This is a genomic window from Providencia sp. PROV_01 (assembly GCF_053098325.1).
The window spans coordinates 3,497,018-3,521,848 of sequence record NZ_JBRFKD010000002.1; the positions used below are offsets into that span (position 1 = coordinate 3,497,018).

Here is a 24,831-nt window from a genome sequence, read left to right on the forward strand (position 1 = left end):
AATTTCAATGACTTTCTACAAAAGGAAGCACTGAATATGATTAGTGTATTTGATATCTTCAAAATTGGTATCGGCCCTTCAAGCTCCCATACTGTCGGCCCAATGAAAGCGGGCAAACAGTTTGTTGACGACCTTATCCAGCAAGAATTACTCACTCGCACGACACGAATTTCAGTAGACGTCTATGGCTCACTCTCTTTGACGGGTAAAGGCCATGCAACGGATATGGCGATTATTATGGGCCTTGCAGGTAACTTACCAGACACCATTGATATTGACGCTATTCCTGCTTTTATGCGTAATGTAGAGCAAACTGAAAGGCTCTCCCTTGCACACGGGCAACATGAAGTTGATTTTCCTACTGAAGGTGGCATGAATTTTCATACTACCAACCTACCACTCCATGAAAATGGAATGAGTATTACGGCATTCAGTGGTGATGATGTTATTTACAGCAAAAATTACTATTCTATCGGTGGCGGTTTTATCGTCGATGAAGAGCACTTTGGCCAGTCTGATGAAAATGCAGTGCAAGTCCCTTACCCATTTAAATATGCGGCCGACCTGCAAAAACATTGTAAAGACACAGGTTTATCACTTTCCGCACTCGTGATGCAGAATGAATTAGCATTACGTAGTAAAGAAGAAATTCAGCAATACCTCTCGTCCGTCTGGGATGTCATGAAATCCGGTATTGAACGAGGGGTGACAACCGAAGGTTTACTACCCGGACCATTACGTGTACCGCGCCGAGCAGCCGCATTACGCCGTCAACTCGTGACAACGGATAACACCAATATGGACCCAATGGCCGTCATAGATTGGATCAATATGTATGCGCTTGCCGTTAACGAAGAAAATGCAGCGGGTGGTCGTGTTGTAACGGCACCAACGAATGGCGCATGTGGCATCATTCCTGCGGTATTAGCTTATTATGATAAGTTTATTCGCCCTGTGAATGAAAATTCCTATACCCGCTATTTTTTAGTTTCCGGTGTCATTGGTGCCTTATATAAAATGAATGCGTCAATTTCCGGCGCCGAAGTGGGTTGCCAAGGAGAAGTGGGTGTTGCTTGTTCGATGGCCGCCGCGGGACTCGCCGAATTAATGGGCGGTAGCCCTGAGCAAGTGTGTATCGCAGCAGAAATTGCCATGGAGCATAACTTAGGTCTCACCTGTGACCCTGTTGGAGGGCAAGTTCAAGTACCTTGTATTGAACGTAACGCCATCGCTTCCGTTAAAGCCGTGAATGCGGCACGCATGGCACTACGTCGCGTCAGTGACCCACGTGTTTGCCTCGATAAAGTCATTGAAACCATGTATGAAACTGGTAAAGATATTAACGCTAAGTATCGTGAAACGTCTCAAGGCGGCTTAGCGATTAAATTGGCTCACTGCGAATAGTATTGTTTATCTATCATCTCTATAAAAATGCCTGTATTAACAGGCATTTTTTTGTTCACATCATTTTCACTCAATCATTATTAACCGAAAATGGCACTCCACCAGCCACTAATGGTTTTCATGATATAATCCCAAATACGCCCAAAGAACCCCGCTTCTTCAACCGCATTTTTTGCGACTAAAGGGTGCTGTTCGACAACTTCATCATTAAGAATAAAGTTAATCGTTCCCACTGTTTGGTTCTTAGCAAGAGGCGCTTCAAGTGAATCGTTGGTGAGTTGAATATCCACTTTTAAGTTTTGCAATTGCCCTTTAGGAATAGTAATAGAAACATCATCGGCAACACCTAAATCAACTTCTGAAGTATCACCAAACCAGACACGCTGCTTTTTCAGTGTGGCATCAGCTTTAATTGGCGTGACAGTTTCAAAGAAACGGAAACCCCATGTCAGTAATTTTTCGCTTTCAGAAAAACGCACTCGGTCACTTGGTGCCCCCAACACAACTGAAATTAAACGCATATCACCTTCTGTTGCAGAGGCGACCAGATTATGACCTGCACCACTCGTGTGCCCAGTTTTTACACCATCCACCTTTAAATTTTGGTTCCATAACAAACGATTACGGTTTGGTTGACGAATTTTATTAAAGGTAAATTCCTTTTCCTTGTGCAGTGCGTATTCATCCGGTACATCACGGATCATCGCTTGGGTTAACAATGCCATATCCCGTGCCGTGCTGTATTGCCCTTCAGAATCGAGACCATGAACCGTTTTAAAGTGAGTATTTTTCAAACCAATCTTTTGCACGTATTGATTCATTAAGCTCACAAATGAGTCTTGGCTACCAGCAACATAATCAGCAAGCGCGATACTGGCATCGTTTCCTGACTGGATCACAATCCCTTTATTTAAATCTAATACAGAAACGCGGTCTTTTGGCTTCAAAAACATCAAAGAAGAGCCTTTCAAAACAGGATTACCCGTCGCCCATGCATCTTCCCCTACCGTGACCATGTCTTGTGGGGTAATTTTCCCTGCATTTACTGCCTGACCAATCACATAGCTGGTCATAATTTTGGTTAAACTTGCGGGGTCTAAGCGTTCATCTGGATTCCCAGAAGCTAAAATTTTACCGCTATTATAATCCATCAGAACAAATGCTTTTGCATCGACTTGAGGAGCAACCGGTGTCTGCGCCGCATAAGCACTGGTACTTACGACAACCAAAAGACTCAACCCAATACCTGCTCGGCGGGTTTTTAAAGACAATATTTTCTTACTCATCGGTTATTCCTTCACTTAATTCTACACATTTAAAATACGGTCATTGACTCAGCGTCACTAAACGAGAACCCATCGCCGTGACAAAATTCGATAACTGGACCTAATATAAGACTTTAATTTCACAGAGGCCACCGCTAACAAATAAACATTTGCCTAAGAGTGAATTTAATCTATCTTAACCATGGCCGATACCAAAAAATCAATTTAGGAGACTGCAATGTTAACTGTTTGGGGACGCGTCAACTCTTCCAATGTCAAAAAAGTACTTTGGTGCTTAGAAGAATTAAATATCGCTTACAATCAAAAAGATGTGGGTGGCCCATTTGGTGGACTAGATACACCTGAATATATAAAAATGAATCCAAACAGCACTATTCCAACTCTACAGGATGATGACTTTGCGCTGTGGGAATCAAATACGATTTTACGTTACCTTACGGAAAAATTTGATCATTCTCACTTATTACTCGCACAAGACTTACAAGAGAGAGCTGCCGCCGATAAATGGATGGATTGGAGTGGTGCTAATTTATTCGGCCACATTAAGCAAATGATGAACAAAATTGTTCGTGTTCCTGAAGCGGATAGAGACCCGGAACAAGCTAAAATTATATATGGCAATATTAATCGATTACTCACAATTGCTGATAATACATTAGCCAACCAAGCCTATTTCAGTGGTGATAAATTTGGTATCGCAGACATTGCTATCGCGCCACTATTTTACCCTTGGCATGAAATTGTGACTGAACGCCCTGAATTTAACAATTTGGAACGCTGGTATCAGCAGCTGACCACGCGTCCTGCGTTCCAAAAAATTGTCATGATCCCAATTAAGTAATCACAAGGTCATACTCATCAAACTTGGGTTTGGGTACTGGTATTCAAACTCAAGTTCTTGGCAAATTTTATTACCGTTAATGACTTTCCCCTCTAATGCATTCTCCTCTTCAATAAATTGTGGTGGAACTAAACCAATAGATTGAGCGGCATGAGTATAAAATTCAGCTCGTGTCGGGTGAATTGGCGCACAAAGGTTATAAATATGCCCTCCCTGTGGCTGCTGGAGCAATAATAAAATGGCGTCAATTACATCGTCTTGATGCACCATATTGACAGGCTGATTTGCCCCCTTCACTCCGGTTTTACCTGCTAAAAAACGCCCTGCATGTCGTTTTTCCCCGACTAATCCAGCTAATCGCAGAATATCTACCGATATGTTCGGTAATTGATGCAACCACTGTTCTGTCGCCACTAAAGCTTTAGCTGAATCCGTCACTCCATCCAATGGGCTATCTTCGGTCATTTCACCATTTTGCTCCCCATAAACCGCAGTAGATGACGTGAAAATAACTTTGGGTACCTGAAATGCTATTGCGCTATTCACCAGTGTTTCAATCGCTGCCATATAGTATTCGGTATTAATTTTAGAAGGGGGAAGCAAGATGACGATAGCATCGCTTTGCATCATCAATTGCGCTAAATCATCGTTATCACATTCAAGTTCAGGGGTTAATTTCAATGCATAACACTCAATTCCTACCGCTTGAGTGGCTTCAATACCATCTGGTGTTGTTTTAGTTCCAACCACATGAATGCCTTGGGACAATAAAGCTTGGGCAAGGGGCAACCCTACCCACCCTAATCCAATAATGGTGATTTTCTTCATTCGATAACTCCTCAATCGACCAACTGACTGAAATTAATCACAGAGTAGCTGAAAACCATAAAACTTCCGAACACAATTTCTGAGAGATTAATCACTATAAAAGCGCATCAACTAATTATTATTGGTTATTTTTTAAAAAAAGGTTGCATTCATAGGGGGAAATCGGATAGGTTGAATACCAATGAGTATTTAGTTAACACAATGAATGTTTAGTCATTCACTTAAATAACAGAACGGAAGACATTATGAATCGTATTTCACGCAACCATCATCATCACCATCATCCTGACTAGTCTTTCGGGCGATGTGTGCTGGAAGACGTTCAACGAATCTTCCGGTGGCTGAAATGCAAATTGAGAGAACCCTCGGAAGATAATCTTCCGAGGGTTTTTTTATTCTTGAACAAAGAGTTACTAAACAAAAAATTTTAAAGGGATAAGGGTAAAGTCATGTTGGATAAATCACGTTTACGTATTGCAATTCAAAAATCAGGTCGTCTGAGTGAAGAATCAAGAGAACTACTGGCTCGCTGCGGCATCAAAATCAACTTACAACAACAACGTTTGATTGCTTATGCAGAAAATATGCCTATTGATTTACTTCGTGTTCGTGATGACGATATTCCAGGACTGGTCATGGATGGCGTTGTTGATTTAGGGATCATTGGTGAAAACGTTCTTGAAGAAGAGTTATTAAACCGCCGCGCGCAAGGCGAAAACCCACAATACAAAACACTGCGCCGCCTCGATTTTGGTGGCTGTCGCTTGTCATTAGCGGCGCCATTGGACTTTAACTACACGGGTGCAGAATGCCTGAATGGTTCACGTGTTGCGACTTCTTATCCACACTTGTTAAAACGCTATTTCGACCAAAAAGGCATTCAGTTTAAATCATGTCTGTTAAATGGTTCGGTTGAAGTTGCCCCGCGAGCTGGGCTTGCGGATGCGATTTGTGACCTTGTTTCTACTGGCGCCACATTAGAAGCAAACGGCCTAAAAGAAGTGGAAGTCATTTACCGTTCGAAAGCATGTTTAATTCAACGTGACGGTGAAATGTCAGCTGATAAACAACAGCTTATCGACCGTATGATGACCCGTATCCAAGGTGTTATCCAAGCGCGCGAATCTAAATACATCATGTTACACGCGCCAAGTGAAACACTAGAAGAAATCATTGCCTTATTACCAGGTGCTGAACGCCCAACTATTTTACCATTAGCCGGTGACAACAACCGCGTTGCCATGCACATGGTCAGCTCAGAAACCTTGTTCTGGGAAACCATGGAAAAACTCAAGGCATTAGGGGCAAGCTCAATCCTTGTATTACCAATTGAAAAAATGATGGAGTAAGCCGCCATGAAAATGGGATTTAACCAACCTGTTCGCTGGTCGGCTTGTAATCAAGAGCAACAAAGTGCTTTACTGATGCGCCCCGCAATTGCGGCCTCTGGCAGCATTAGTACTGCGGTGAGCCAAATTATTGACCAAGTCCGTAACGAGGGCGACACCGCCCTCCAAGCACTAAGCCGTCGTTTCGATAAAACTGAAATCGACACAGTGCGAGTACCTGCAAATGCCGTTGACGCGGCAGAGGCTCGTCTTGGCGATGAAATCAAAACAGCAATGAAAACCGCCATTGGCAACATTCGTCGTTTTCACGAAGCCCAAAAACCCACTCCGATTACAGTGGAAACACAGGCAGGCGTAGTATGTCAACAGGTCACACGCCCAATAGATGCAGTCGGTTTATATATTCCGGGGGGTTCTGCTCCCTTGTTATCAACAGTCATGATGTTAGGAACTCCGGCGAATATCGCAGGCTGTCGCAAAATCATTTTGTGTTCTCCCCCACCTATTGCCGATGAAATTTTGTATGCAGCGAAACTGTGCGGCATCAGCGATATTTTCCAAGTAGGTGGCGCGCAAGCGATTGCAGCAATGGCATTTGGCACCCAAAGCATTCCTACGGTTGATAAAATATTTGGCCCCGGTAATGCCTATGTCACTGAGGCAAAACGCCAAGTGAGTCAAAGCCATGATGGAGCCGCCATTGATATGCCTGCGGGGCCTTCTGAAGTGTTAGTGATTGCGGATAGCGGAGCAAATCCAGCGTTCACCGCATCTGATTTACTATCACAAGCGGAACATGGCCCTGATTCACAAGTCATTTTATTAACTGACGATGAAAACTTTGCCCAGCGTGTGATTGAAGAAACAGAAACACAATTAGCGCAACTTTCTCGTGCCGAAATTGCCAGAGAAGCACTAAGTGCCAGCCGTGTCATTATTGCTGATTCGATCGAACAATGCGTCGAAATTAGCAATCGCTATGGACCAGAGCACTTGATTTTACAAACACGCAATGCCGATGACCTAGTCGATTCTATCACTAGCGCAGGCTCCGTGTTTGTCGGAGACTGGTCACCCGAATCTGCAGGAGACTACGCTTCAGGCACCAATCACGTATTACCGACTTACGGCTATACTGCAACCTATTCAAGCCTTGGCCTCGCTGACTTTATGAAGCGAATGACGGTGCAAAAACTGTCGCAGCAAGGCTTATTAGGCTTAGCCAACACCATCGAAACTTTAGCGCAAGCAGAGCAACTCACCGCTCACAAAAATGCCGTTACCTTACGCGTTAACGAACTAAAAAAACAAAATCAGGAGTAAGTCATGAGCCAACCATTTAATGCCGCCAGTCTTGCACGTGAAAATGTTAAAACCATGACCCCTTATATGTCGGCGCGCCGCTTAGGGGGAAATGGAGATGTTTGGCTCAATGCCAACGAGTATCCTATTGCTCCTGATTATCAATTCAGTGAACGTAACCTGAACCGTTACCCTGAATGCCAACCGGTTGCCGTGATCAATAACTATGCGGCTTATGCGCAAATCACACCAGAACAAGTACTGGTTTGCCGTGGGGCCGATGAGTCTATCGAATTATTGATCCGCGCATTTTGTGAGCCGGGTAAAGATGCGGTGATGTTCTGCCCACCAACCTATGGCATGTACAGCGTCAGTGCAGAAACCTTTGGCGTTGAACAAAAGAAAATCATGGCGTTGCCTGACTGGGCATTAAACGTTAACGCGATCCGTGAAAATTTATCTAATACCAAACTGATTTATATTTGCAGCCCAAATAACCCAACGGGCAATATCATCGATAATAAAGATTTGCGTGAAGTGCTAAATATGGCAGCAGGCCGCGCATTAGTCGTTGTCGATGAAGCTTATATTGAGTTCTGTCCACAATACAGTGTGGCAAGCTGGCTTGCACAATACCCCAATTTGGTGATTTTAAGAACCTTATCTAAAGCCTTTGCATTAGCCGGTTTACGCTGTGGCTTTACCTTAGCTTCTCCTGAAGTGATTGAGGTGCTATTAAAGGTTATCGCCCCTTATCCTTTATCAACCCCTGTTGCGATGATTGCCGCTCAAGCCCTTGAACCACAAGGTATTGAAACAATGAAAAGCCGTGTAATAACGGTAACCGAAAACCGTATTGCACTCAGTGAAGCTCTGCGCGACTTGTCTGTGGTTGAACATGTTTATCCGAGTGAAACTAACTATATTTTGGTGCGTTTCACCGATGGCAGTAAAGTCTTTAAAGCCCTGTGGGATCAAGGCATTATTTTACGTGACCAAAGCAAACAGCCGGGTCTCATTAATTGCCTGCGTATTACTGTCGGGACAGAAATTGAAAATACCCGTGTTATTGAAGCTATTGCCGCACTTTGCTAATTAGGAATGACTCATGAGCCAGAAAATTTTATTTATCGACCGTGATGGAACATTAATTACCGAGCCGCCAACTGACTTCCAAGTTGATAGCTTAAGTAAACTCGCCTTTGAAAAAGCAGTCATTCCTAGCTTACTTGCCCTGCAAAAAGCCAATTATCGCTTAGTGATGATAACCAATCAAGACGGCTTAGGAACAGATAGCTTTCCGACCGCTGACTTTGAACCACCACACAACCTAATGATGCAAGTTTTTGAATCACAAGGCATAAAATTTGATGACGTGCTGATTTGCCCACATAAGCCTGAAGATAACTGCGCTTGCCGTAAACCTAAACTTCAGTTGGTTGAGCGCTATTTAGATAGCAACGTGCTAGACAGTGAAAATAGCTATGTGATTGGTGACCGCGAAACGGACATTCAACTCGCTAAAAATATGGGAATTAAAGGGTTACGTTATAACCCAATGGAACTAGACTGGGAAGCTATCACCACGCAGTTAACCAAACGCGACCGCCATGCGCTAGTCAAACGCGTGACAAAAGAAACTAATATCCAAGTCGAAGTGTGGCTAGACCAAGAAGGCGGCAGCAAAATTAGCACCGGTGTGGGTTTCTTTGACCACATGTTAGACCAAATCGCGACTCACGGCGGTTTCCGGTTAAACATTGAAGTCAATGGCGACTTATTTATTGATGACCACCACACTGTCGAAGACACGGGCCTTGCTTTAGGTGAAGCACTGAAAATCGCGCTTGGTGATAAACGCGGTATCGCACGTTTTGGTTTCGTTCTGCCAATGGACGAATGCCAAGCACGCTGTGCACTGGATATTTCAGGTCGCCCACACCTTGAATATAAAGCAGAATTCAAATACCAACGTGTCGGTGACTTAAGCACTGAAATGATTGAGCACTTCTTTAGCTCACTTTCCTATGCTATGGGTTGTACATTACACCTGAAAACCAAAGGGAAAAACGATCACCACAAAGCGGAAAGTTTATTTAAGGTCTTTGGCCGTACCTTGCGCCAAGCAATACGCGTTGAAGGGGATACGTTACCTAGCTCAAAAGGGGTTCTTTGATGAACGTTGTCATCCTTGATACTGGCTGTGCAAATTTAGCCTCCGTGGCTTATGCGGTGAAACGCCTAGGTTATGACCCTGTGGTGAGCCGGGATACCAATACCATTTTACAAGCCGACAAAGTCTTTTTACCGGGTGTCGGTACGGCTAGCGCGGCCATGGAAAAGCTCACTGAACGTGAATTAGTGCCGTTAATTAGAGCACTGACTCAACCCGTGTTAGGCATCTGTTTAGGTATGCAATTACTCGGTGCTTTCAGTGAAGAAGGTCAATCAACGGTGCCACTACTGGGGTTAATTGATAGCCCTGTACAAAAAATGGATGCCAATGGGCTTCCAGTTCCACATAGCGGCTGGAACCAAGTCAAAGCCCTAGCAGGGAACCCTTTGTTTAGGGATATCCCTGATAACGCCTATTTCTATTTTGTACACAGTTATTCGATGCCAATTTCCAGTAATACCATCGCACAAACTCAGTATGGCAACCCGTTTAGTAGCGCGGTGAATCGCGATAACTTCTACGGTGTCCAATTTCACCCAGAACGTTCTGGCACCGCAGGTTCACGCTTGATTCAAAACTTTTTGGAGATGTAATTACCATGATCATTCCCGCATTAGATTTAATCGATGGCACCGTAGTGCGATTGCACCAAGGGGATTACGCCAAGCAAACTGATTATGGCAATGACCCGCTCCCACGTTTGCAACAATATGAAAAAGAAGGGGCAAAGCTCCTACACTTAGTGGATTTAACGGGCGCCAAAGATCCACAAAAACGCCAAATTCCACTGCTGAAAAAATTATTGGCTGGCGTGAATGTTCCAGTACAAGTTGGTGGGGGTATTCGTACCGAAGAAGATATTAAGGCCTTACTGGAAGCCGGAGCGGCTCGTGTTGTCATTGGCTCAACTGCGGTGACCAAACCTGAATTGGTTAAAACATGGTTTGAAACCTATGGTGGGGAAGCCATTGTACTTGCGTTAGATGTACGCATTAATGACAAAGGCGTAAAAGAAATCGCCATTAGCGGCTGGCAAGAAAATTCAAATTTAACATTAGAACAAGCCATTGAAATATATCGTCCTTATGGCTTAAAACATGTCCTTTGCACCGATATTTCCAAAGATGGCACCTTAGCGGGTTCTAATGTGAATTTATACCAAGAAGTAAGCCAAAAATTCCCCGACATTGCCTTCCAAGCATCAGGGGGCATTGGCAATTTAGATGATATTGCGGCTATCCCGCCATCTGGTGCGGCTGGCGTGATTGTGGGTCGCGCATTATTAGAAGGTAAATTCACCGTTGCGGAGGCAATCAAATGTTGGCAAAACGCATAATTCCTTGCTTAGACGTCCGTGATGGGCAAGTGGTTAAAGGTGTCCAATTTCGTAATCACGAAATTATCGGTGATATTGTTCCATTAGCACAGCGTTATGCCCAAGAAGGTGCAGACGAACTGGTATTTTATGATATTACCGCCTCTTCTGATGGTCGAGTGGTAGATAAAAGCTGGGTTGCCAAAGTCGCTGAAGTGATTGATATTCCTTTTTGTGTTGCAGGTGGAATTAAAAGTGTCGATGATGCTGCACAAATTCTGTCTTTTGGCGCTGACAAAATTTCCATTAACTCCCCAGCATTATCCGACCCTACATTAATCAGCCGCTTAGCGGAGCGTTTTGGCGTACAATGCATCGTTGTGGGTATTGATACTTGGTTCGATGAAAGTACGGGTGAATATCTCGTTTACCAATTTACCGGTGATGAAAAACGTACCACACAAACTACGTGGAAAACCCTTGATTGGGTAAAAGAAGTTCAACAACGTGGCGCGGGTGAAATTGTGTTAAATATGATGAACCAAGATGGTGTTCGTCAAGGGTATGACCTACAGCAACTAAAAAAAGTTCGCGAAGTATGCCAAGTGCCATTGATTGCCTCAGGTGGTGCAGGCGAAAAAGTACATTTCCTTGATGCCTTCACTGACGCAGGCGTTGATGGTGCTTTAGCCGCTTCTGTATTTCATAAACAAATTATTAATATCGGTGACTTAAAACAATACCTAGCCGAAAATGGAGTTCAAATTAGAGTATGTTAACCACAGAACAATCTAGCCAGCTAGCATGGCAAAAAGTCGATAACCTAATGCCTGTTATCGTGCAACACGCTGTTTCAGGTGATGTGCTAATGCTTGGGTATATGAACCCAGAAGCATTACAAGTCACTTTAGATAGCCGTAAAGTCACCTTTTTCTCTCGCACAAAACAACGTTTGTGGACGAAAGGCGAAACCTCTAATAATTTTTTAAATTTAGTGGATATTTACCCAGATTGTGACAGTGATACGCTGCTAGCTCTCGCACTGCCAGATGGCCCAACTTGCCATAACGGTACACAAAGCTGCTTCGCACCAGCACAAAGCGACTGGGGCTTTTTATTTGAGTTAGAAACGTTACTAAAAGAACGCAAAACTGCCTCTCCTGAAAGCTCCTATACCGCACGTTTATACGCTAGCGGGACTAAACGCATTGCGCAAAAAGTCGGTGAAGAAGGTGTTGAAACTGCATTGGCAGCCACCGTGAATGACCGCGCAGAATTGACCAATGAAGCCGCTGATTTGATGTACCACTTATTAGTCTTACTACAAGACCAAGAGCTGGATTTAAGCACAATAATCAAACGGTTAAAAGAGCGTCATCAATAAACAACAGGCTGCCAGTCTCACTGGCAGCTTTATCATAGATGCAAGATGTGTTCAATTTGCTCGTGACTGAATAAATACCCAAGAATATTAGTAATAACAGACACAAAATACATCTGATACTTATTTTTTAATATTTCACCTATTTTAACGCTTTAGCAGCCTTCGGCCCCAAGGTTGTATCTACTTCCAAACTTGTTATCATTCCCTGTTATTGATGTGGTTTTAAAGGGAAAAAAACAGTGTCTGAAAATTCTATTTTTATGCAACTCACACAATTACTTGATAAAAACAATGCCAAATATCGTGTGATGGAACATTCCACTGCGGGGAAATCAGAAGAAGTGGCAAAAATACGTGGCACGCAACTTGGGCAAGGGGCAAAAGGATTAGTATGCCATGTCAAAGGAAATGGTATACGCCAACACGTACTGGCAATTTTACCTGCCGATAAACAAGCTGATTTGAGTAAAATTGCCACAGCAATTGGCGGGACTCGTGCATCTTTAGCAAGCCCAAAAGAAGTCGATGAGCTCACTCAATGCGTATTTGGGGCTATTCCCCCCTTTAGCTTTCATCCCAATTTAAAATTAATTGCTGACCCGCTACTTTTTGAACGTTTTGAGGAACTCGCCTTTAATGCTGGTACATTAGAACGCTCTATTATTTTAAATACAGAAGATTATCAAAGAATAGCAGCGCCTAGTTTAGTTGAATTTATTCGCACAGAAGAAAATTAGTTATATGTAAAAAGGGAGATTCCACAGAATCCCCCTTAACCTTAATAAGAAAAGCTAGCTAATCAATCGCTGGTCATATTTCTGGCTGGCATTTTTTAATGCCACAAAATCGGAACCACAAATAAACCGCTTTAATGCGGTAAATTTTTCCTCCGGCCAATCATAGATTTTCAATGCTAATAGTTCAGTAATGACGTCGTGTGAAAAGCGATAGTTAATCGGCTTTGCAGGGTTCCCCCCAACAATAGAATAAGGCTCGACATCTTTGATCACTACACTATTAGCAGCAATTACAGCTCCTTCACCTATTTTAACTCCGGGCATGATAAAGGCACGCATGCCAACCCAGGCTCCGTCGCCAATCACTGTGTCGCCTTTTCCTACATAAGCTTCTTCAATATATTCAAGAAAAGGATATAAGCAAAACCAATCCATTCGGTGAGTATGGTTCCCTCCCATTAATATCACCGCTTCGCTACCAATACAGACATAATCACCGATATAAAGTTGATCAACATCCCATGCTAGCTGCCAATCTCGGCTTTGTTCGTCACCTTGTAAATAGCGCACAACTGACTGCTCAAACCCGTTATCCCAACAGTCGCTGTAATAACTATGCTGACCTTTAATATGGATATTGGGATTTTGTACGACCTCATGAAGTAGTTCGTATTTTGACCAATGTTTTTGATTCATGGCACTAAACCTTTTAATTCGTTTATATTTACCATAGAACGCATTCTATGGTGATGCATTCGCGTTCAAAATACACCACCTTTAGCCACTCGAGGTTGTTTTAATAATGGATTCAACATGTTATTCATCCTAACAAACCTGTTATTATTTAAATTACTTGTGCAAATAATATCATAGAAAATAATTTCCATATAATTAATTATCAAATAATAGAAAACAACCGAATAGTATTTAAGACTAACTTTAAAATAAAAAAGCACACAATTAATATATTTTATTATAAATTAAATAAAAATAATTTCAGCATACTGTTAAATAGAAGAAAGATACAAAATGATAGTAAAAAAACCAATAATTCAAAATATTATTAATCAAAACACTTATAATTCATTAACTTCCCATTATTCAACAAACTTAGTCAATAACATTTATGAAATATTTCATATATTAAATAATGAAAATAACGAATCAAACTTGGAAATGATTCTCCATGCAGATAAAACAAGTAATCCACTTATTAACTTAGATAGAAACGACGAAAAAAGCAGTAATGGAATAAAACCGGATAAGGCTATTTACTTTAATAAAAATAAGTTTATTAACCCTTTAACACATAAAGAAATTAGTGACACGAGTGGTGAATTAAAGGGAAGCGTTTATTTCGCTCAAAACTCAATCATTCCTGCTGTGAATCGAATTGAAGGAGATATACAACCTAAATTGGTATCCGGTCGAAAAACTTTAGTCATGTTTAAACCTCAATCATCAATTCAACAAAATGAAAACATTAAATTAAATATTTATGATGAAAATAATAAATTGGTAACTAGTGAAAACCTAAGCCCTCCTACCAAATTACCTAAGATTGTAGACAACAGTACCATAGAGACAAATTTATTGCCTCACCATTTCAAACCACCTAAAAGATTTGATATTTTCATTGAAAATGAAAATCATTTAAATGTTATAGTTTCCAACCAAAAAGCTTTACATTATTTAATTTTAAAAAATAAAATAATACACTTAACATTTAATCATAAATATATGAAGGAAACATTCACACTAAATAATGATATGAGATATAAAGGAAAAACTATAGTTTTAGAAAACATTCATAAAAAAGACATTAATATTAGCTATGGAAATGAAACAGTCACATTACCAAAAGGTCTCACGATTCAATTTATTTGTGACAATAATGGACGTTGGCTCACTGAAGAAAATGTCAATCTAATCGAATACTGGAAATCACCTGATATTTCAGCACGTAATTTGCCTCCATTTTTCGATTCTGAAATTGAAGGTCTGCCAGATATCGATGTTAGCGAAATTGATGCAAACTTTATGAATGATATCTTGAATGAACATTCAACAATAAAAATAACCAAGGTTGATTATGATACGACTAATAGTTTAATGTTAAAAAGTAATATTAATCATGTATATAAACAAATCCTATTTACCTCAACATCCGATGAGACGACTCTTATTCATACTAAATATAAATGTGTTGAATTAAAAAAAGGAGACTTATATTTATTCAAGTGTGATACTAATGGGGATTGGGAAAATATACCTATCACCAGAGAGATCCCACCGCTAGACTATTCACAACCAGAAAACTATGATTTAACTTTAGATAATAACAAGTCGATTAATGAATCATCTGAAAATAAAAAAAACTTATTGGAATTATTAAAAAACAATGAATCAATAAAAATTGCTACAAGTGACGGGAACTGGGCTCGTGACTTTACACTTATGGCAGATAATGACCTTCATAATAAAAAAATCCTTTTCAGCTCTAGTGCCTACTATGATAGCCATATTCATTATGGAAATAAAAGTTTAAAACTAGGAACGGGTGAAAGTGTTCTTTTTATTTATGATTTACATAAAAAATGGTTCCCTATTTATCTTAATAACGAACCTTATATCGCAAAGAATGACGATTCAACGAGTAATTTGGAATACATTGAAAATACATGGTCAACGACAATTTCTGAAGAGTATATTCACCCTGATATAAAGCTAGAGTTTGTTTTGAAAGAGCAAAAAGGAACACTATCAAATATTGATATTGGCGCCCCAAATGAATTACTGGTCAATACATTAGATATTGGCCTACTTACCCCCCCAAGGGATGTACTTCTTTTCCAAGAAAAACCCGAGCTTAATCGGCAATATTACCAAACTATTCCCGTTAAAAATTTTATTGTTTCTCGCTATGAGCCAATTCACCTTACAAAAGTAGTGATGCCTAATGGCCAAGTTTTCACCGATAAAGCAACAGGAAAAGGAGGCGCGTATAGCGGCAATATGAGGGAGTCGATAACCAAACGTTTTTATGCCAATGGCATTAATCTAGCAAATTATGGTGTAAACAGTTCAGCTTCTGATGCTGAGTCATTTAATCCTACGAGCCAAATAACTGCCTATAATTCTGTTGGGGTATATGAGAATGGGAGGGTTATTCATGGCTGGTCAGGCGGCGGTGGAAAAGCAACGTTAAATAGAACCGATAGTAATGAGCTTAGTCATGAATTTGGCCATAACTTTGGCCTAAGTGATTACTATGGGGGCACAGAAGGAGGAACACATGCAACTGCCGATAAAAAGAATTCAACATGGCTATGGGATCCTTATAATAACTATTTTATTCCAAATACCTATCAAGATGGTTCATTAAACCATGACGCAATGAGTGGTGGGGAAGCTTACAATCCCAAATACAATGCCTATACCGCATACACACCAAATTCCCTTGTTGCTATCCAAAAAAAATTAGAAAGCAATTATACTTTTAGCTCAGAATCATCGACGGGATATAAAAAATGGGATCCGAATATAAAAAAATTGGTTGACGCTAAATTAGATCTTTCCAATTTCAATATCATTAATTTTTCCCCAAAAAATGGTTCTGATATTACAACTGATCGCATAAATGAACTGTTAAAAAAAAGTAACTTAGTCTATCTTTGCCAAGGAAATGGCTATTATGCACCGAATATTAGTCTCCCAGCAGCATCCGAGCATAATAAAAATAGCATTATCAAGATAAAGTCATATGCACAATGGAATAGCAAAATACATGTCAATAATAAGGTGGAGACAATCACCAAAAATGATTTATTTTGCTATCGTTCAGATGGGGTCAGTTGGAAACGAATTTCGGAACCAGAATCTGCTATTCATAAAAAAGCCAGAAAACAGGGTGTAGAGGTTGTCACTTTAATGGGCTTCTATGATCCTGAAGGAACCATTGATAGCTATATTTATCCCCCTTCATTTGGTTCTTATGGCATGGTTTATCAAAATGATGCGCGAGTTAATACTGATTCCCCCTACCTAGAGGTGATTTTTAACGACGGGAACAAAAAACAATATCAGCTTAATAACTTCCGTGGCAATAAAGATATGATGAATAAATTCCATATTAATATTGAACACGGTTTAATCCCAATTGAGACTAAGCTGTATATTAATAATAAAATGGTTCATTCAAGACCTATTGAAATTAAAGAGAATCGGTTTCTCACTACGATTAATGGCACTATTGTTGAATAAATAATCCAATCCTGTCACTGGTTATATCCAACAACCAGTGACATCTTGATGTATCAATAAAAATAGTTTTTAACCCGCCTTAGTCAGTGAATGGCTAGCAAATGATAAACTCGTTTTTCTTGCTATTAGCCCAAACAGACAACCGACTAACATCACTATTGCTAAGGATAATTTTGGGACAATGGGCAAACCGATTGCACAAAGCCCAAGAGCTGCCCCTCCGGCCATTTGTACAAAACCAACTAACGCAGAAGCGGTTCCTGCTTCCTGACCAAAAGGTTCTAAAGCATAACTAGTTGCCGTTCCCATCATAAAGGCCAGCCCTGTACAAGCACAGGCGACAGGTAACATATAGACTAACCAATGGCTTTGTATTTCTACCGGCAATACGACAAAACCTAGCAATAATCCTAAGCAACCAAGTGCCATCATTAAACTACCCACTAATAAACAGGTTGGTCGCCCTATTTTATGAATAAAGTAATTAGCGATATAACTGGCAAACATGATCCAAAAACCATTAATACCGAATACAATAGAAAACGCTAGCGGAGATAACTGCGCATCCCCCATCAGTACAGTTGGTGCAAGTGACACATAAGTTAATGCCATACCCATCGTGCCTGCGTTCACTAAGGCAAAAATAATAAATTGATAATTTCCTAAAATTCGCCAATAGGTTTTCAGCGGAATAATCTTTGCTTTAGGTAAATTAGCTGGCCGTGTTTCCGGTAAAAAAGCAACAGTTAGCACTAATATAACCAACGCATACAAAGCAAGAAACCAGAACGGTGCCCGCCAGCCCCATGCCTCTGCCAGCAAACCTCCGAGTAGTGGAGCTAATGCTGGAACAATATTTAATGTCCCATTTAAGAAACCAAAAGCGCGAGCGGCTTCCGTACCATTCATTCGGTCACGTACACAACTAAATGCCACTACCGAAGTACAACAAACCGCAACACCTTGCAATAAACGTGATGCAATAAATACCGTAGGTGCTGTTGCTACAATAGCAACACCTGCACCAATGATGTACAACAGCATACCCGCAATCGCGACAGGTTTTCGCCCATATCTATCGACTAATGGGCCCGAAATCAATTGCCCTAACCCCAGAACAAGAATGAACAATGCTATCGTTGACTGGATCACCGACTCACTGCTACCTAACTCCTTCGCAATATCAGGTATTGTTGGTAAATATAAATCAATCCCTAATGGACCAAGTAAGACTAATAAAAGTAATAAGATAAGAAAATTACGCATAAACCATGCCTAGACTCGATAAAATGTAATTTAGAAAATACTCATAATTATAAATTCAACATTTTACGGTGCTTAAAAGTCAAAAAAGGCGCTAAACTTAGCGCCTTTCATGTCATCAACAATCAATGATGACGGATTATTCCATCCATTCAGTATGGAAAACGCCGTCTTTATCAGTACGCTTATAAGTGTGAGCACCGAAGTAGTCGCGCTGCGCTTGGATTAAGTTTGCAGGCAATACCGCTGAACGGTAGCTATCATAATAAGAAATAGCAGCTGAGAATGTTGGTGTTGGGATACCATTTTGTACACCATAGCACACCACATCACGCAGTGCTTGCTGGTATTCGTCAGCAATTTGTTTAAAGTATGGCGCTAACAACAAGTTGGCAATTTTTGCATCTTGGTTATACGCATCAGTGATTTTTTGTAGGAACTGCGCACGAATGATACAGCCTGCACGGAATATTTTTGCGATTTCACCGTAGTTTAAATCCCAATTATATTCTTCTGATGCCGCTTTCAGCTGTTGGAAGCCTTGTGCATAAGACACAATTTTACCTAAATACAGTGCGCGGCGAACTTTTTCAATAAACTCTTTTTTATCGCCTTCAACCGCTTTCAGTACTGGACCTGTTAATACTTTAGAAGCTGCAACACGCTGATCTTTTAAGAAAGAAATATAACGTGCAAATACAGATTCAGTAATTAACGTCAGAGGGATACCTAAATCCAGCGCACTCTGGCTAGTCCATTTACCGGTACCTTTATTAGCCGCTTCATCAAGAATCACGTCAACCAGATATTTACCATCTTCATCTTTTTTCTTGAAGATATCTGCTGTGATTTCAATTAAATAGCTACTCAGTTCACCTTTGTTCCACTCAGCAAAGATGCCAGCTAATTCTTCGTTGCTCAGGTTCAATGAACCTTTTAATAATGAATAGGCTTCTGCGATTAATTGCATATCACCGTATTCAATACCGTTGTGAACCATTTTAACATAGTGGCCCGCACCATCTGCACCAATATAGGTCACACAAGGTTCACCTTCTGCTTGTGCTGCAATTTCTTTTAAGATTGGTGCAACTAACTCATAAGCTTCTTTCTGACCACCAGGCATAATTGAAGGACCTTTTAATGCGCCTTCTTCACCACCTGAAACACCAGTACCGATGAAATTAAAACCTTGCTCAGATAATTCACGATTACGACGGATAGTGTCAGTAAATAAGGTATTACCACCGTCAATTAAGATATCCCCTTTGTCCAGATGAGGAGTCAGCGAGGCAATTGTTTTGTCCGTTGCTTCACCCGCTTTTACCATCAACAAGATGCGGCGAGGTTTTTCCAGAGAGTCAACAAACTCTTCAATTGTATAGTTGGGAACTAATTTTTTCCCTGGATTTTCGGCAATCACTTCATCTGTTTTATCTTTAGAACGATTAAAGATAGACACTGAGTAACCACGGCTTTCAATGTTGAGCGCAAGGTTACGCCCCATGACTGCCATTCCGACAACACCAATCTGCTGCTTTGACATGAACAACTCCTGTCTGATTAGGACCAAGTCAGCCTCGACCGTGCTGACATTCTGTTAACGGGATCACATATTAACCTAGGATTGTGTTGCATGGTAGTTATTGATGCAATCGATGACGTATACAAGGCCATTTTTGTCAAGAATTGTCCAACTAACGTTATTTTTTATTGATATTTCGTTCAACAAACCGCATTATTCACTCGTCGGTATAAGCCGTCATATCAGAAGGTAAAACAAACTGTATGGAATGGATCGCAGATCCTTCGATTTGGGCGGGCCTCGCTACCCTTATCGTTCTAGAAATCGTTCTTGGTATTGATAACCTCGTCTTCATCGCCATTCTGGCCGATAAGCTCCCGCCAAAGCTGCGTGATAGAGCCCGTGTAACTGGACTTTTATTAGCCCTGATTATGCGTGTTGTGCTTCTATTTAGCCTGTCATGGCTCATTACCCTCACGAAACCGATATTAACTCTCTTTGATCACGCCTTTAGTGCTCGAGACCTAATTATGTTGGTGGGTGGTTTATTCCTCTTGTTTAAAGCCACAATGGAGCTAAACGAGCGGTTGGAGGGGAAAGACGAACACACCAATACCCAAAGAAAGACATCTAATTTCTGGGCTGTTGTTGCACAAATTATTGTTCTTGATGCTGTATTCTCACTAGACTCCGTGATCACCGCTGTCGGTATGGTTGACCATATCGGTGTAATGATTGCAGCTGTGACCATTGCAATGGCATTAATGATTTGGGCAAGTAAACCGTTAACGAGCTTTGTTAACCAGCACCCAACCATTGTCATACTGTGTTTGAGCTTCTTACTGATGATTGGTTTCAGCTTAGTTGCCGAAGGGTTTGGCTATGCCATACCGAAAGGTTACTTATACGCTGCAATTGGCTTCTCTATCATGATTGAAGTCCTAAACCAATTTGCCCAATTTAATCGACGTAAATTCCTTAAAGGCTCACGTCCACTACGTGAACGTACAGCAGAGGCGGTATTACGCATTCTTAGCGGTAATAACGAACGTGGAGAATTAGACCCACATACTTCTGATCTTATCGCTGATAATCAATCCGTTTTTGACCCACAAGAGCGTTTAATGATTGCTCGAGTGCTCGGTATGGCACAACGTAACGTAGAAAGCATTATGACTTCACGCCATGATGTGGATTATCTCGACATTAATAAATCATCTTCAGATTTACTGCAATTAATGGAGAAAAACCCACACTCGCGTTTAGTGGTCATTGATGAAACTATCAGCGATGAACCTGTTGGGGTAGTACATGTAATGGATTTGGTTAAACAGCAATTAAAAGGCCAACCATTAAACTTACGTGCATTGATTACCCAACCATTGATATTCCCAGAAGGGTTGTCTCTGTTAAAAGCGTTAGAGCAGTTTCGTAAGGCGCATACTCACTTTGCCTTTGTTGTGGATGAGTTTGGTTCTATCGAAGGTATCGTGACATTGACTGATGTAATGGAAACCATCGCAGGTAACTTGCCGGTTGGTGATGAAGAAAATGACTCACGCCACGACATTCAAAAACTGGATGATGGTACTTGGATTGCCAACGGCTTTATGCCACTTGAAGACCTGATCATGTTTATCCCTATGGAATTAGACGATAAACGTGAGTATGAAACGATTGCGGGTCTTTTAATGGAACACTTACAACGTGTTCCTGAAGTGGGTGAACAAGTGACAATTAACGGTTGTATATTCCAACCTCTTGAGGTTAACAGCCACCGAGTCAATAAAGTGTTAATCACTCCACCAGCCCCTGAGGGGGATGGCTATGAGTTTGAAGATGACTAATTAGCACGTGCTTTTTGACTAAATACCAGCCTATATGGCTGGTATTTTTTTGCCTAAAACCTATAGATATCAACCTTTAGACGATTAAGCGCAAAATAGTGGCGTTTTTTAAAAGAAAAATACATTCAAAGCTTGAATAATTCAGCGTATTAAATACAACTAATTTAAACGAAGGTCACATTGTGAAAATAAAAACTAGCCAATCAAATAGCAGTACGATCCAAGTGCCTAGTACAAGTACAAAAAAAAAATCAGAAAATATAGCAGTTACAGCAATAAGCATTAATAATAACGTTAAATGTTGCCCTGTACTGATTAAAGAGAACAGTAATAATTTAATCACTAATCAAAGTGATAAATTACAAAAAACACCAGAAAAAACAAATAATTTCAATAAAATAAGTAAATTGAGCACCCAAATCACCAAATTAATTACAACTATACATGATATTAACACTGAGCAATTTAATCCGAATGACTCTTCATTTTTTCAAAATTTATCGGATAAAATGATTCAACTAAATAATGATCTTTCTGATTACAAAAATAAAATAAGTTCATAAAAAGAGAAAACACCCATTTAAGGGCGCTTCAGACTGCTGACAAACCTATTATGTTTGGCAGCAAATCTAATAGATTTTGAAAATAAATTAGGAAAATCAATAAATTGATTTTCGGCTGATAACACAAGGCGGGAAAAACCACGCTTTTATCCCGCTTTGTCAACAACCTCAAACGCCCATTTAAGGGCGTTTTGTTATCTTAAAGGGCATTCAATAAATCATTGAGTCCTTTATTTTCTTCTTTCTTCAAGAAGTTACCAAGCGCTTCTTTAGCTTGTGTACGTAACTCATTACGCAGTAATTTTTCGACATCTAATTGGTATTTCAAATTATGCCAATTACCATAAATTCGCAGTGGAATGGTCATGGCTTGCAATTGTTGAACTAAACGTGAATCCCCACCCCAGCCATTGGCAATATTAACCCCTAAATTGACATCAATGGTTTCATTAGGGATATTCATACGGCCTTGCCCACTGATGTTAACTAAGGATGACATCGCATTCATAGAGGAAATGTTCAACGTACCTTTATTTAATTTACCTGCCACAGTGAAAGAATCAACCTCAGTGACGTTCCCCGTATTCACGGGCGCATTAATTTTACTGGTTACTCTGGAAACCGATTGCTGAATTAATAACGGAATATTCAATCCCTGTAATTTGGCATTTCTTAACTCAAAATTAACAGGCCCTTGCCACTGGTTTTTCACTGCATTGTCATCATAACCCACACCCGATAACGCCGCATTTAACGAAATTATTCCACTTAATTTTTGTGGCATATTGAAGGCTTTTAATAATGGAGTTAAATCGATATTTTTTAAATCTGGTTTTGCTGAAACATAAGCGGGAGTTGAACTGTAATTAAATGTCACCGGTATTGAAAAATCACCACCAAATGCCTTACCTTGTAATTTTGAAACAGTTAAACGAGGTGTTTGGTTTTGTGCCTCAAAAACTACATCACTAACCGTCATTCCACGATAGATTAACTGCTTAATGGCTAAATTGATATCGGCGGAAAATGCCTGCAAGCCTGATAAATCATACTGTTGAGGATTTGCACCAGAAATAACAGGCTTAACACCAACACGGTTATTATTCGTCTCTGATTCTACACTGGTACTGGCAGGCGCTGTTCCTAATAGATTATCTAAATCTAATTTCTCGGCGACTAAATTAACCCTAATTTCTGGGGTATTCGTTAATTGGATACTGCCATTACCTGATAGGCCACTTTCGTTAGCTGTTATTAACAAATTGCTTAAACTCGCACTTTCCACTTTCCCTTTGGTATATAGGAAATCACTTGTTATTTGCCCTTCAATTCCACTTTCAGGTAAATCAACACCACTCAATTTATAGTCAAACTGAGTTAATTTGCCACTAATCCTTTGATTAATATCTGATAAATCGATATCTGCGCGTAGATTAAATACAAACTCTTGTTGGTTTTTATTTAGATTTCCACTGAATTTAACTGCGACCTGTTTTTTATCACTTTTCTTCAGTGATAAATCAATGTTGCGCAGATTAAATTCATCTTTAGCAGTTTGCCAAATAACTAAGCTATTAGAAATATTAATTTTTTCTATATCTAATAACCAGTCACTTTTCTCTTGTGCAGAGGTTGATGTTGGCACACCACCAGGCGCTACAGGGGCGTTACGGTGAGTTTGGATTTCGCTATCGGGTGTCTTGCGGATAACAGCACCATCAATAACAATTTGCTCAACAGAGAGTTTATGGGAAATGAGAGGCCATAATTCAACATCTAAGCGCATATTATCTGCACTTAGTATGGGTTTAGCCGCATTCGGCGCAGTAAGAGAAACAGGCCCAGTAATAATGCTTAAGGTTGGCCACACATGCCAACGCATATCACCGTTGAATTCAAGTTGATAACCACTTTTTTTCTCTACTTGTTCAACAATATAATGACGGAAATCATTCGGGTTCACTAACATTACGAGTGTTGTTAACCCAGCAACAATTACCACAAGTAAAATAATCAGTGTCGTCAAAAAACGTTTCATCCTTCCCTCTCTTAAATTCCGCTTGCGCTCGCCACAAAAATGAACTCACACCTATCCCTGAAAATGGGCGGAAATTACCGGTTTAATCTCCATTAAACACAACAATTTCCGCAAAGTTCACCGGTTATCAGTCTTCACTGATACGGCTACCAACAGCACCTTGTTGGTTTTTATATTTAGCATCTTGTCGGCTATTATAAGGGCGATCGGCACTGCCAGATAACGGCTCAAAGCTTAATGCACCAATCACCATGCCGGGACGCAATGCTAACGGTAATTTACCTGAATTATAAAATTCTAACACGATTTGCCCATGCCAACCGGGATCAATTCGATGTGCGGTTACGTGTACCATCAAACCTAGTCTCGCTAATGAAGAGCGCCCGTCTAACCAACCTACAAGGTTATCAGGGAGCGTAACAGACTCAAGCGTCACTGCAAGTGCTAATTCTCCTGGGTGCAGGAAAAATGGCTCATCCTCATCAAGAACAATTTCATCGCTCATGACGCGATCTAATGCGGCATTAACCTCATCTTTAGGGCCACTAAGGTCAATAAATGCAGCAGTGTGTCCTCGAAAAACGCGGAATTGATTTCCCAAACGAACATCTGCAGTTGCACCATTGATTCGTTCAACTGGTGGGCGTGGGCTAATAACTAATTTACCATCATCCATCCATTGAATAATATCGCGGTCACAAAGACGCATG

General features: G+C 40.5%; 21 protein-coding genes and 1 other annotated feature. Of the genes, 14 read left to right on the plus strand and 7 right to left on the minus strand.

Annotated elements, in window-relative coordinates:
• Nucleotides 1-36 precede the first annotated feature (36 nt).
• The gene (locus tag ACU696_RS17040) at nucleotides 37-1,404 is read left to right on the plus strand and encodes an L-serine ammonia-lyase (RefSeq protein ID WP_109911009.1); all 1,368 of its coding nucleotides are present in this window, start codon (nucleotides 37-39) and stop codon (nucleotides 1,402-1,404) included.
• Nucleotides 1,405-1,484: 80 nt separating this feature from the next.
• Here ACU696_RS17040 and ACU696_RS17045 read toward each other — a convergent pair whose 3' ends face one another.
• Nucleotides 1,485-2,690, minus strand: coding sequence for a serine hydrolase (locus ACU696_RS17045; protein ID WP_109911008.1), 1,206 nt, complete (start codon nucleotides 2,688-2,690; stop codon nucleotides 1,485-1,487).
• A gap of 217 nt (nucleotides 2,691-2,907) precedes the next feature.
• Between ACU696_RS17045 and ACU696_RS17050 the strand changes: the two genes are divergently transcribed.
• Entirely contained in the window at nucleotides 2,908-3,531 is a 624-nt protein-coding gene (locus tag ACU696_RS17050; RefSeq protein ID WP_109911007.1) for a glutathione S-transferase family protein, read from the plus strand.
• Here the strand turns inward: ACU696_RS17050 and ACU696_RS17055 are convergent, their stop codons facing one another.
• A complete protein-coding gene (locus ACU696_RS17055) occupies nucleotides 3,532-4,359 on the minus strand; it encodes an SDR family oxidoreductase (RefSeq protein WP_196723750.1) in 828 nt (275 codons plus the stop codon). It lies immediately after the preceding gene.
• A gap of 268 nt (nucleotides 4,360-4,627) precedes the next feature.
• Nucleotides 4,628-4,755 (plus strand) — a sequence feature (His leader region).
• Between the two features lie 53 nt (nucleotides 4,756-4,808).
• Between ACU696_RS17055 and hisG the strand changes: the two genes are divergently transcribed.
• The 9 genes from hisG to ACU696_RS17100 all read left to right on the plus strand — a co-directional run bounded on the left by hisG (nucleotide 4,809) and on the right by ACU696_RS17100 (nucleotide 12,622).
• Complete coding sequence (gene hisG / locus ACU696_RS17060; protein ID WP_109911005.1) at nucleotides 4,809-5,708, plus strand: ATP phosphoribosyltransferase; 900 nt, start codon at nucleotides 4,809-4,811, stop codon at nucleotides 5,706-5,708.
• 6 nt (nucleotides 5,709-5,714) lie between these two features.
• Nucleotides 5,715-7,031: a histidinol dehydrogenase gene (gene hisD, locus ACU696_RS17065; protein ID WP_109911004.1), complete on the plus strand. Its 1,317-nt coding sequence runs from the start codon at nucleotides 5,715-5,717 to the stop codon at nucleotides 7,029-7,031.
• Between the two features lie 3 nt (nucleotides 7,032-7,034).
• On the plus strand, nucleotides 7,035-8,105 hold the full coding sequence (gene hisC / locus ACU696_RS17070) for a histidinol-phosphate transaminase (RefSeq protein WP_004909336.1): 1,071 nt from the start codon (nucleotides 7,035-7,037) through the stop codon (nucleotides 8,103-8,105).
• A 13-nt stretch (nucleotides 8,106-8,118) separates the two neighbouring features.
• Nucleotides 8,119-9,186, plus strand: coding sequence for a bifunctional histidinol-phosphatase/imidazoleglycerol-phosphate dehydratase HisB (hisB, locus tag ACU696_RS17075; protein WP_004909334.1), 1,068 nt, complete (start codon nucleotides 8,119-8,121; stop codon nucleotides 9,184-9,186).
• Nucleotides 9,186-9,779, plus strand: a complete 594-nt coding sequence (gene hisH / locus ACU696_RS17080; RefSeq protein WP_123382128.1) for an imidazole glycerol phosphate synthase subunit HisH — start codon at nucleotides 9,186-9,188, stop codon at nucleotides 9,777-9,779. The genes hisB and hisH overlap by 1 nt, the downstream gene beginning before the upstream one ends.
• Nucleotides 9,780-9,784: 5 nt before the next feature.
• On the plus strand, nucleotides 9,785-10,522 hold the full coding sequence (hisA, locus tag ACU696_RS17085) for a 1-(5-phosphoribosyl)-5-[(5-phosphoribosylamino)methylideneamino]imidazole-4-carboxamide isomerase (protein ID WP_109911003.1): 738 nt from the start codon (nucleotides 9,785-9,787) through the stop codon (nucleotides 10,520-10,522).
• On the plus strand, nucleotides 10,504-11,280 hold the full coding sequence (hisF, locus tag ACU696_RS17090; RefSeq protein WP_004909328.1) for an imidazole glycerol phosphate synthase subunit HisF: 777 nt from the start codon (nucleotides 10,504-10,506) through the stop codon (nucleotides 11,278-11,280). The genes hisA and hisF overlap by 19 nt, the downstream gene beginning before the upstream one ends.
• Nucleotides 11,274-11,885, plus strand: a complete 612-nt coding sequence (gene hisIE, locus ACU696_RS17095) for a bifunctional phosphoribosyl-AMP cyclohydrolase/phosphoribosyl-ATP diphosphatase HisIE (RefSeq protein ID WP_004909325.1) — start codon at nucleotides 11,274-11,276, stop codon at nucleotides 11,883-11,885. The genes hisF and hisIE overlap by 7 nt, the downstream gene beginning before the upstream one ends.
• Before the next feature lie 260 nt (nucleotides 11,886-12,145).
• Complete coding sequence (locus ACU696_RS17100; protein ID WP_109911324.1) at nucleotides 12,146-12,622, plus strand: YbaK/prolyl-tRNA synthetase associated domain-containing protein; 477 nt, start codon at nucleotides 12,146-12,148, stop codon at nucleotides 12,620-12,622.
• 54 nt (nucleotides 12,623-12,676) lie between these two features.
• On the opposite strand, the gene ACU696_RS17105 is transcribed toward ACU696_RS17100, so the two are convergent.
• Complete coding sequence (locus ACU696_RS17105; RefSeq protein WP_109911002.1) at nucleotides 12,677-13,318, minus strand: CatB-related O-acetyltransferase; 642 nt, start codon at nucleotides 13,316-13,318, stop codon at nucleotides 12,677-12,679.
• Between the two features lie 333 nt (nucleotides 13,319-13,651).
• On the opposite strand from ACU696_RS17105, the gene ACU696_RS17110 reads away from it, so the two are divergent.
• Nucleotides 13,652-16,885, plus strand: coding sequence for a M66 family metalloprotease (locus ACU696_RS17110; RefSeq protein ID WP_209101206.1), 3,234 nt, complete (start codon nucleotides 13,652-13,654; stop codon nucleotides 16,883-16,885).
• 69 nt (nucleotides 16,886-16,954) lie between these two features.
• Here the strand turns inward: ACU696_RS17110 and ACU696_RS17115 are convergent, their stop codons facing one another.
• Nucleotides 16,955-18,151 carry a multidrug effflux MFS transporter gene (locus tag ACU696_RS17115; protein WP_164529063.1) on the minus strand — a complete coding sequence of 399 codons (1,197 nt, stop codon included), beginning with the start codon at nucleotides 18,149-18,151 and terminating at the stop codon, nucleotides 16,955-16,957.
• A gap of 136 nt (nucleotides 18,152-18,287) precedes the next feature.
• Nucleotides 18,288-19,694, minus strand: a complete 1,407-nt coding sequence (gene gndA / locus ACU696_RS17120) for an NADP-dependent phosphogluconate dehydrogenase (RefSeq protein ID WP_004909277.1) — start codon at nucleotides 19,692-19,694, stop codon at nucleotides 18,288-18,290.
• Nucleotides 19,695-19,936: 242 nt separating this feature from the next.
• Here gndA and ACU696_RS17125 point away from each other — a divergent pair, with 242 nt between their 5' ends.
• Nucleotides 19,937-21,520, plus strand: coding sequence for a TerC family protein (locus ACU696_RS17125; RefSeq protein ID WP_004909274.1), 1,584 nt, complete (start codon nucleotides 19,937-19,939; stop codon nucleotides 21,518-21,520).
• A gap of 182 nt (nucleotides 21,521-21,702) precedes the next feature.
• Complete coding sequence (locus ACU696_RS17130) at nucleotides 21,703-22,083, plus strand: hypothetical protein (protein ID WP_123382133.1); 381 nt, start codon at nucleotides 21,703-21,705, stop codon at nucleotides 22,081-22,083.
• Nucleotides 22,084-22,282: 199 nt separating this feature from the next.
• On the opposite strand, the gene asmA is transcribed toward ACU696_RS17130, so the two are convergent.
• Together asmA and dcd are read right to left on the minus strand one after the other, a co-directional pair.
• On the minus strand, nucleotides 22,283-24,121 hold the full coding sequence (gene asmA, locus ACU696_RS17135; protein ID WP_123382134.1) for an outer membrane assembly protein AsmA: 1,839 nt from the start codon (nucleotides 24,119-24,121) through the stop codon (nucleotides 22,283-22,285).
• 127 nt (nucleotides 24,122-24,248) lie between these two features.
• Nucleotides 24,249-24,830: a dCTP deaminase gene (dcd, locus tag ACU696_RS17140; protein WP_004909269.1), complete on the minus strand. Its 582-nt coding sequence runs from the start codon at nucleotides 24,828-24,830 to the stop codon at nucleotides 24,249-24,251.
• Nucleotide 24,831 lies beyond the last annotated feature (1 nt).

Excerpts from the sequence above, each read along its gene's own strand:
- ACU696_RS17040 (WP_109911009.1), top strand. The coding sequence starts at position 37 with ATGATTAGTGTATTTGATATCTTCAAAATTGGTATCGGCCCTTCAAGC.
- ACU696_RS17045 (WP_109911008.1), bottom strand. The coding sequence starts at position 2,690 with ATGAGTAAGAAAATATTGTCTTTAAAAACCCGCCGAGCAGGTATTGGG.
- ACU696_RS17050 (WP_109911007.1), top strand. The coding sequence starts at position 2,908 with ATGTTAACTGTTTGGGGACGCGTCAACTCTTCCAATGTCAAAAAAGTA.
- ACU696_RS17055 (WP_196723750.1), bottom strand. The coding sequence starts at position 4,359 with ATGAAGAAAATCACCATTATTGGATTAGGGTGGGTAGGGTTGCCCCTT.
- hisG (WP_109911005.1), top strand. The coding sequence starts at position 4,809 with ATGTTGGATAAATCACGTTTACGTATTGCAATTCAAAAATCAGGTCGT.
- hisD (WP_109911004.1), top strand. The coding sequence starts at position 5,715 with ATGAAAATGGGATTTAACCAACCTGTTCGCTGGTCGGCTTGTAATCAA.
- hisC (WP_004909336.1), top strand. The coding sequence starts at position 7,035 with ATGAGCCAACCATTTAATGCCGCCAGTCTTGCACGTGAAAATGTTAAA.
- hisB (WP_004909334.1), top strand. The coding sequence starts at position 8,119 with ATGAGCCAGAAAATTTTATTTATCGACCGTGATGGAACATTAATTACC.
- hisH (WP_123382128.1), top strand. The coding sequence starts at position 9,186 with ATGAACGTTGTCATCCTTGATACTGGCTGTGCAAATTTAGCCTCCGTG.
- hisA (WP_109911003.1), top strand. The coding sequence starts at position 9,785 with ATGATCATTCCCGCATTAGATTTAATCGATGGCACCGTAGTGCGATTG.
- hisF (WP_004909328.1), top strand. The coding sequence starts at position 10,504 with ATGTTGGCAAAACGCATAATTCCTTGCTTAGACGTCCGTGATGGGCAA.
- hisIE (WP_004909325.1), top strand. The coding sequence starts at position 11,274 with ATGTTAACCACAGAACAATCTAGCCAGCTAGCATGGCAAAAAGTCGAT.
- ACU696_RS17100 (WP_109911324.1), top strand. The coding sequence starts at position 12,146 with ATGCAACTCACACAATTACTTGATAAAAACAATGCCAAATATCGTGTG.
- ACU696_RS17105 (WP_109911002.1), bottom strand. The coding sequence starts at position 13,318 with ATGAATCAAAAACATTGGTCAAAATACGAACTACTTCATGAGGTCGTA.
- ACU696_RS17110 (WP_209101206.1), top strand. The coding sequence starts at position 13,652 with ATGATAGTAAAAAAACCAATAATTCAAAATATTATTAATCAAAACACT.
- ACU696_RS17115 (WP_164529063.1), bottom strand. The coding sequence starts at position 18,151 with ATGCGTAATTTTCTTATCTTATTACTTTTATTAGTCTTACTTGGTCCA.
- gndA (WP_004909277.1), bottom strand. The coding sequence starts at position 19,694 with ATGTCAAAGCAGCAGATTGGTGTTGTCGGAATGGCAGTCATGGGGCGT.
- ACU696_RS17125 (WP_004909274.1), top strand. The coding sequence starts at position 19,937 with ATGGAATGGATCGCAGATCCTTCGATTTGGGCGGGCCTCGCTACCCTT.
- asmA (WP_123382134.1), bottom strand. The coding sequence starts at position 24,121 with ATGAAACGTTTTTTGACGACACTGATTATTTTACTTGTGGTAATTGTT.
- dcd (WP_004909269.1), bottom strand. The coding sequence starts at position 24,830 with ATGCGTCTTTGTGACCGCGATATTATTCAATGGATGGATGATGGTAAA.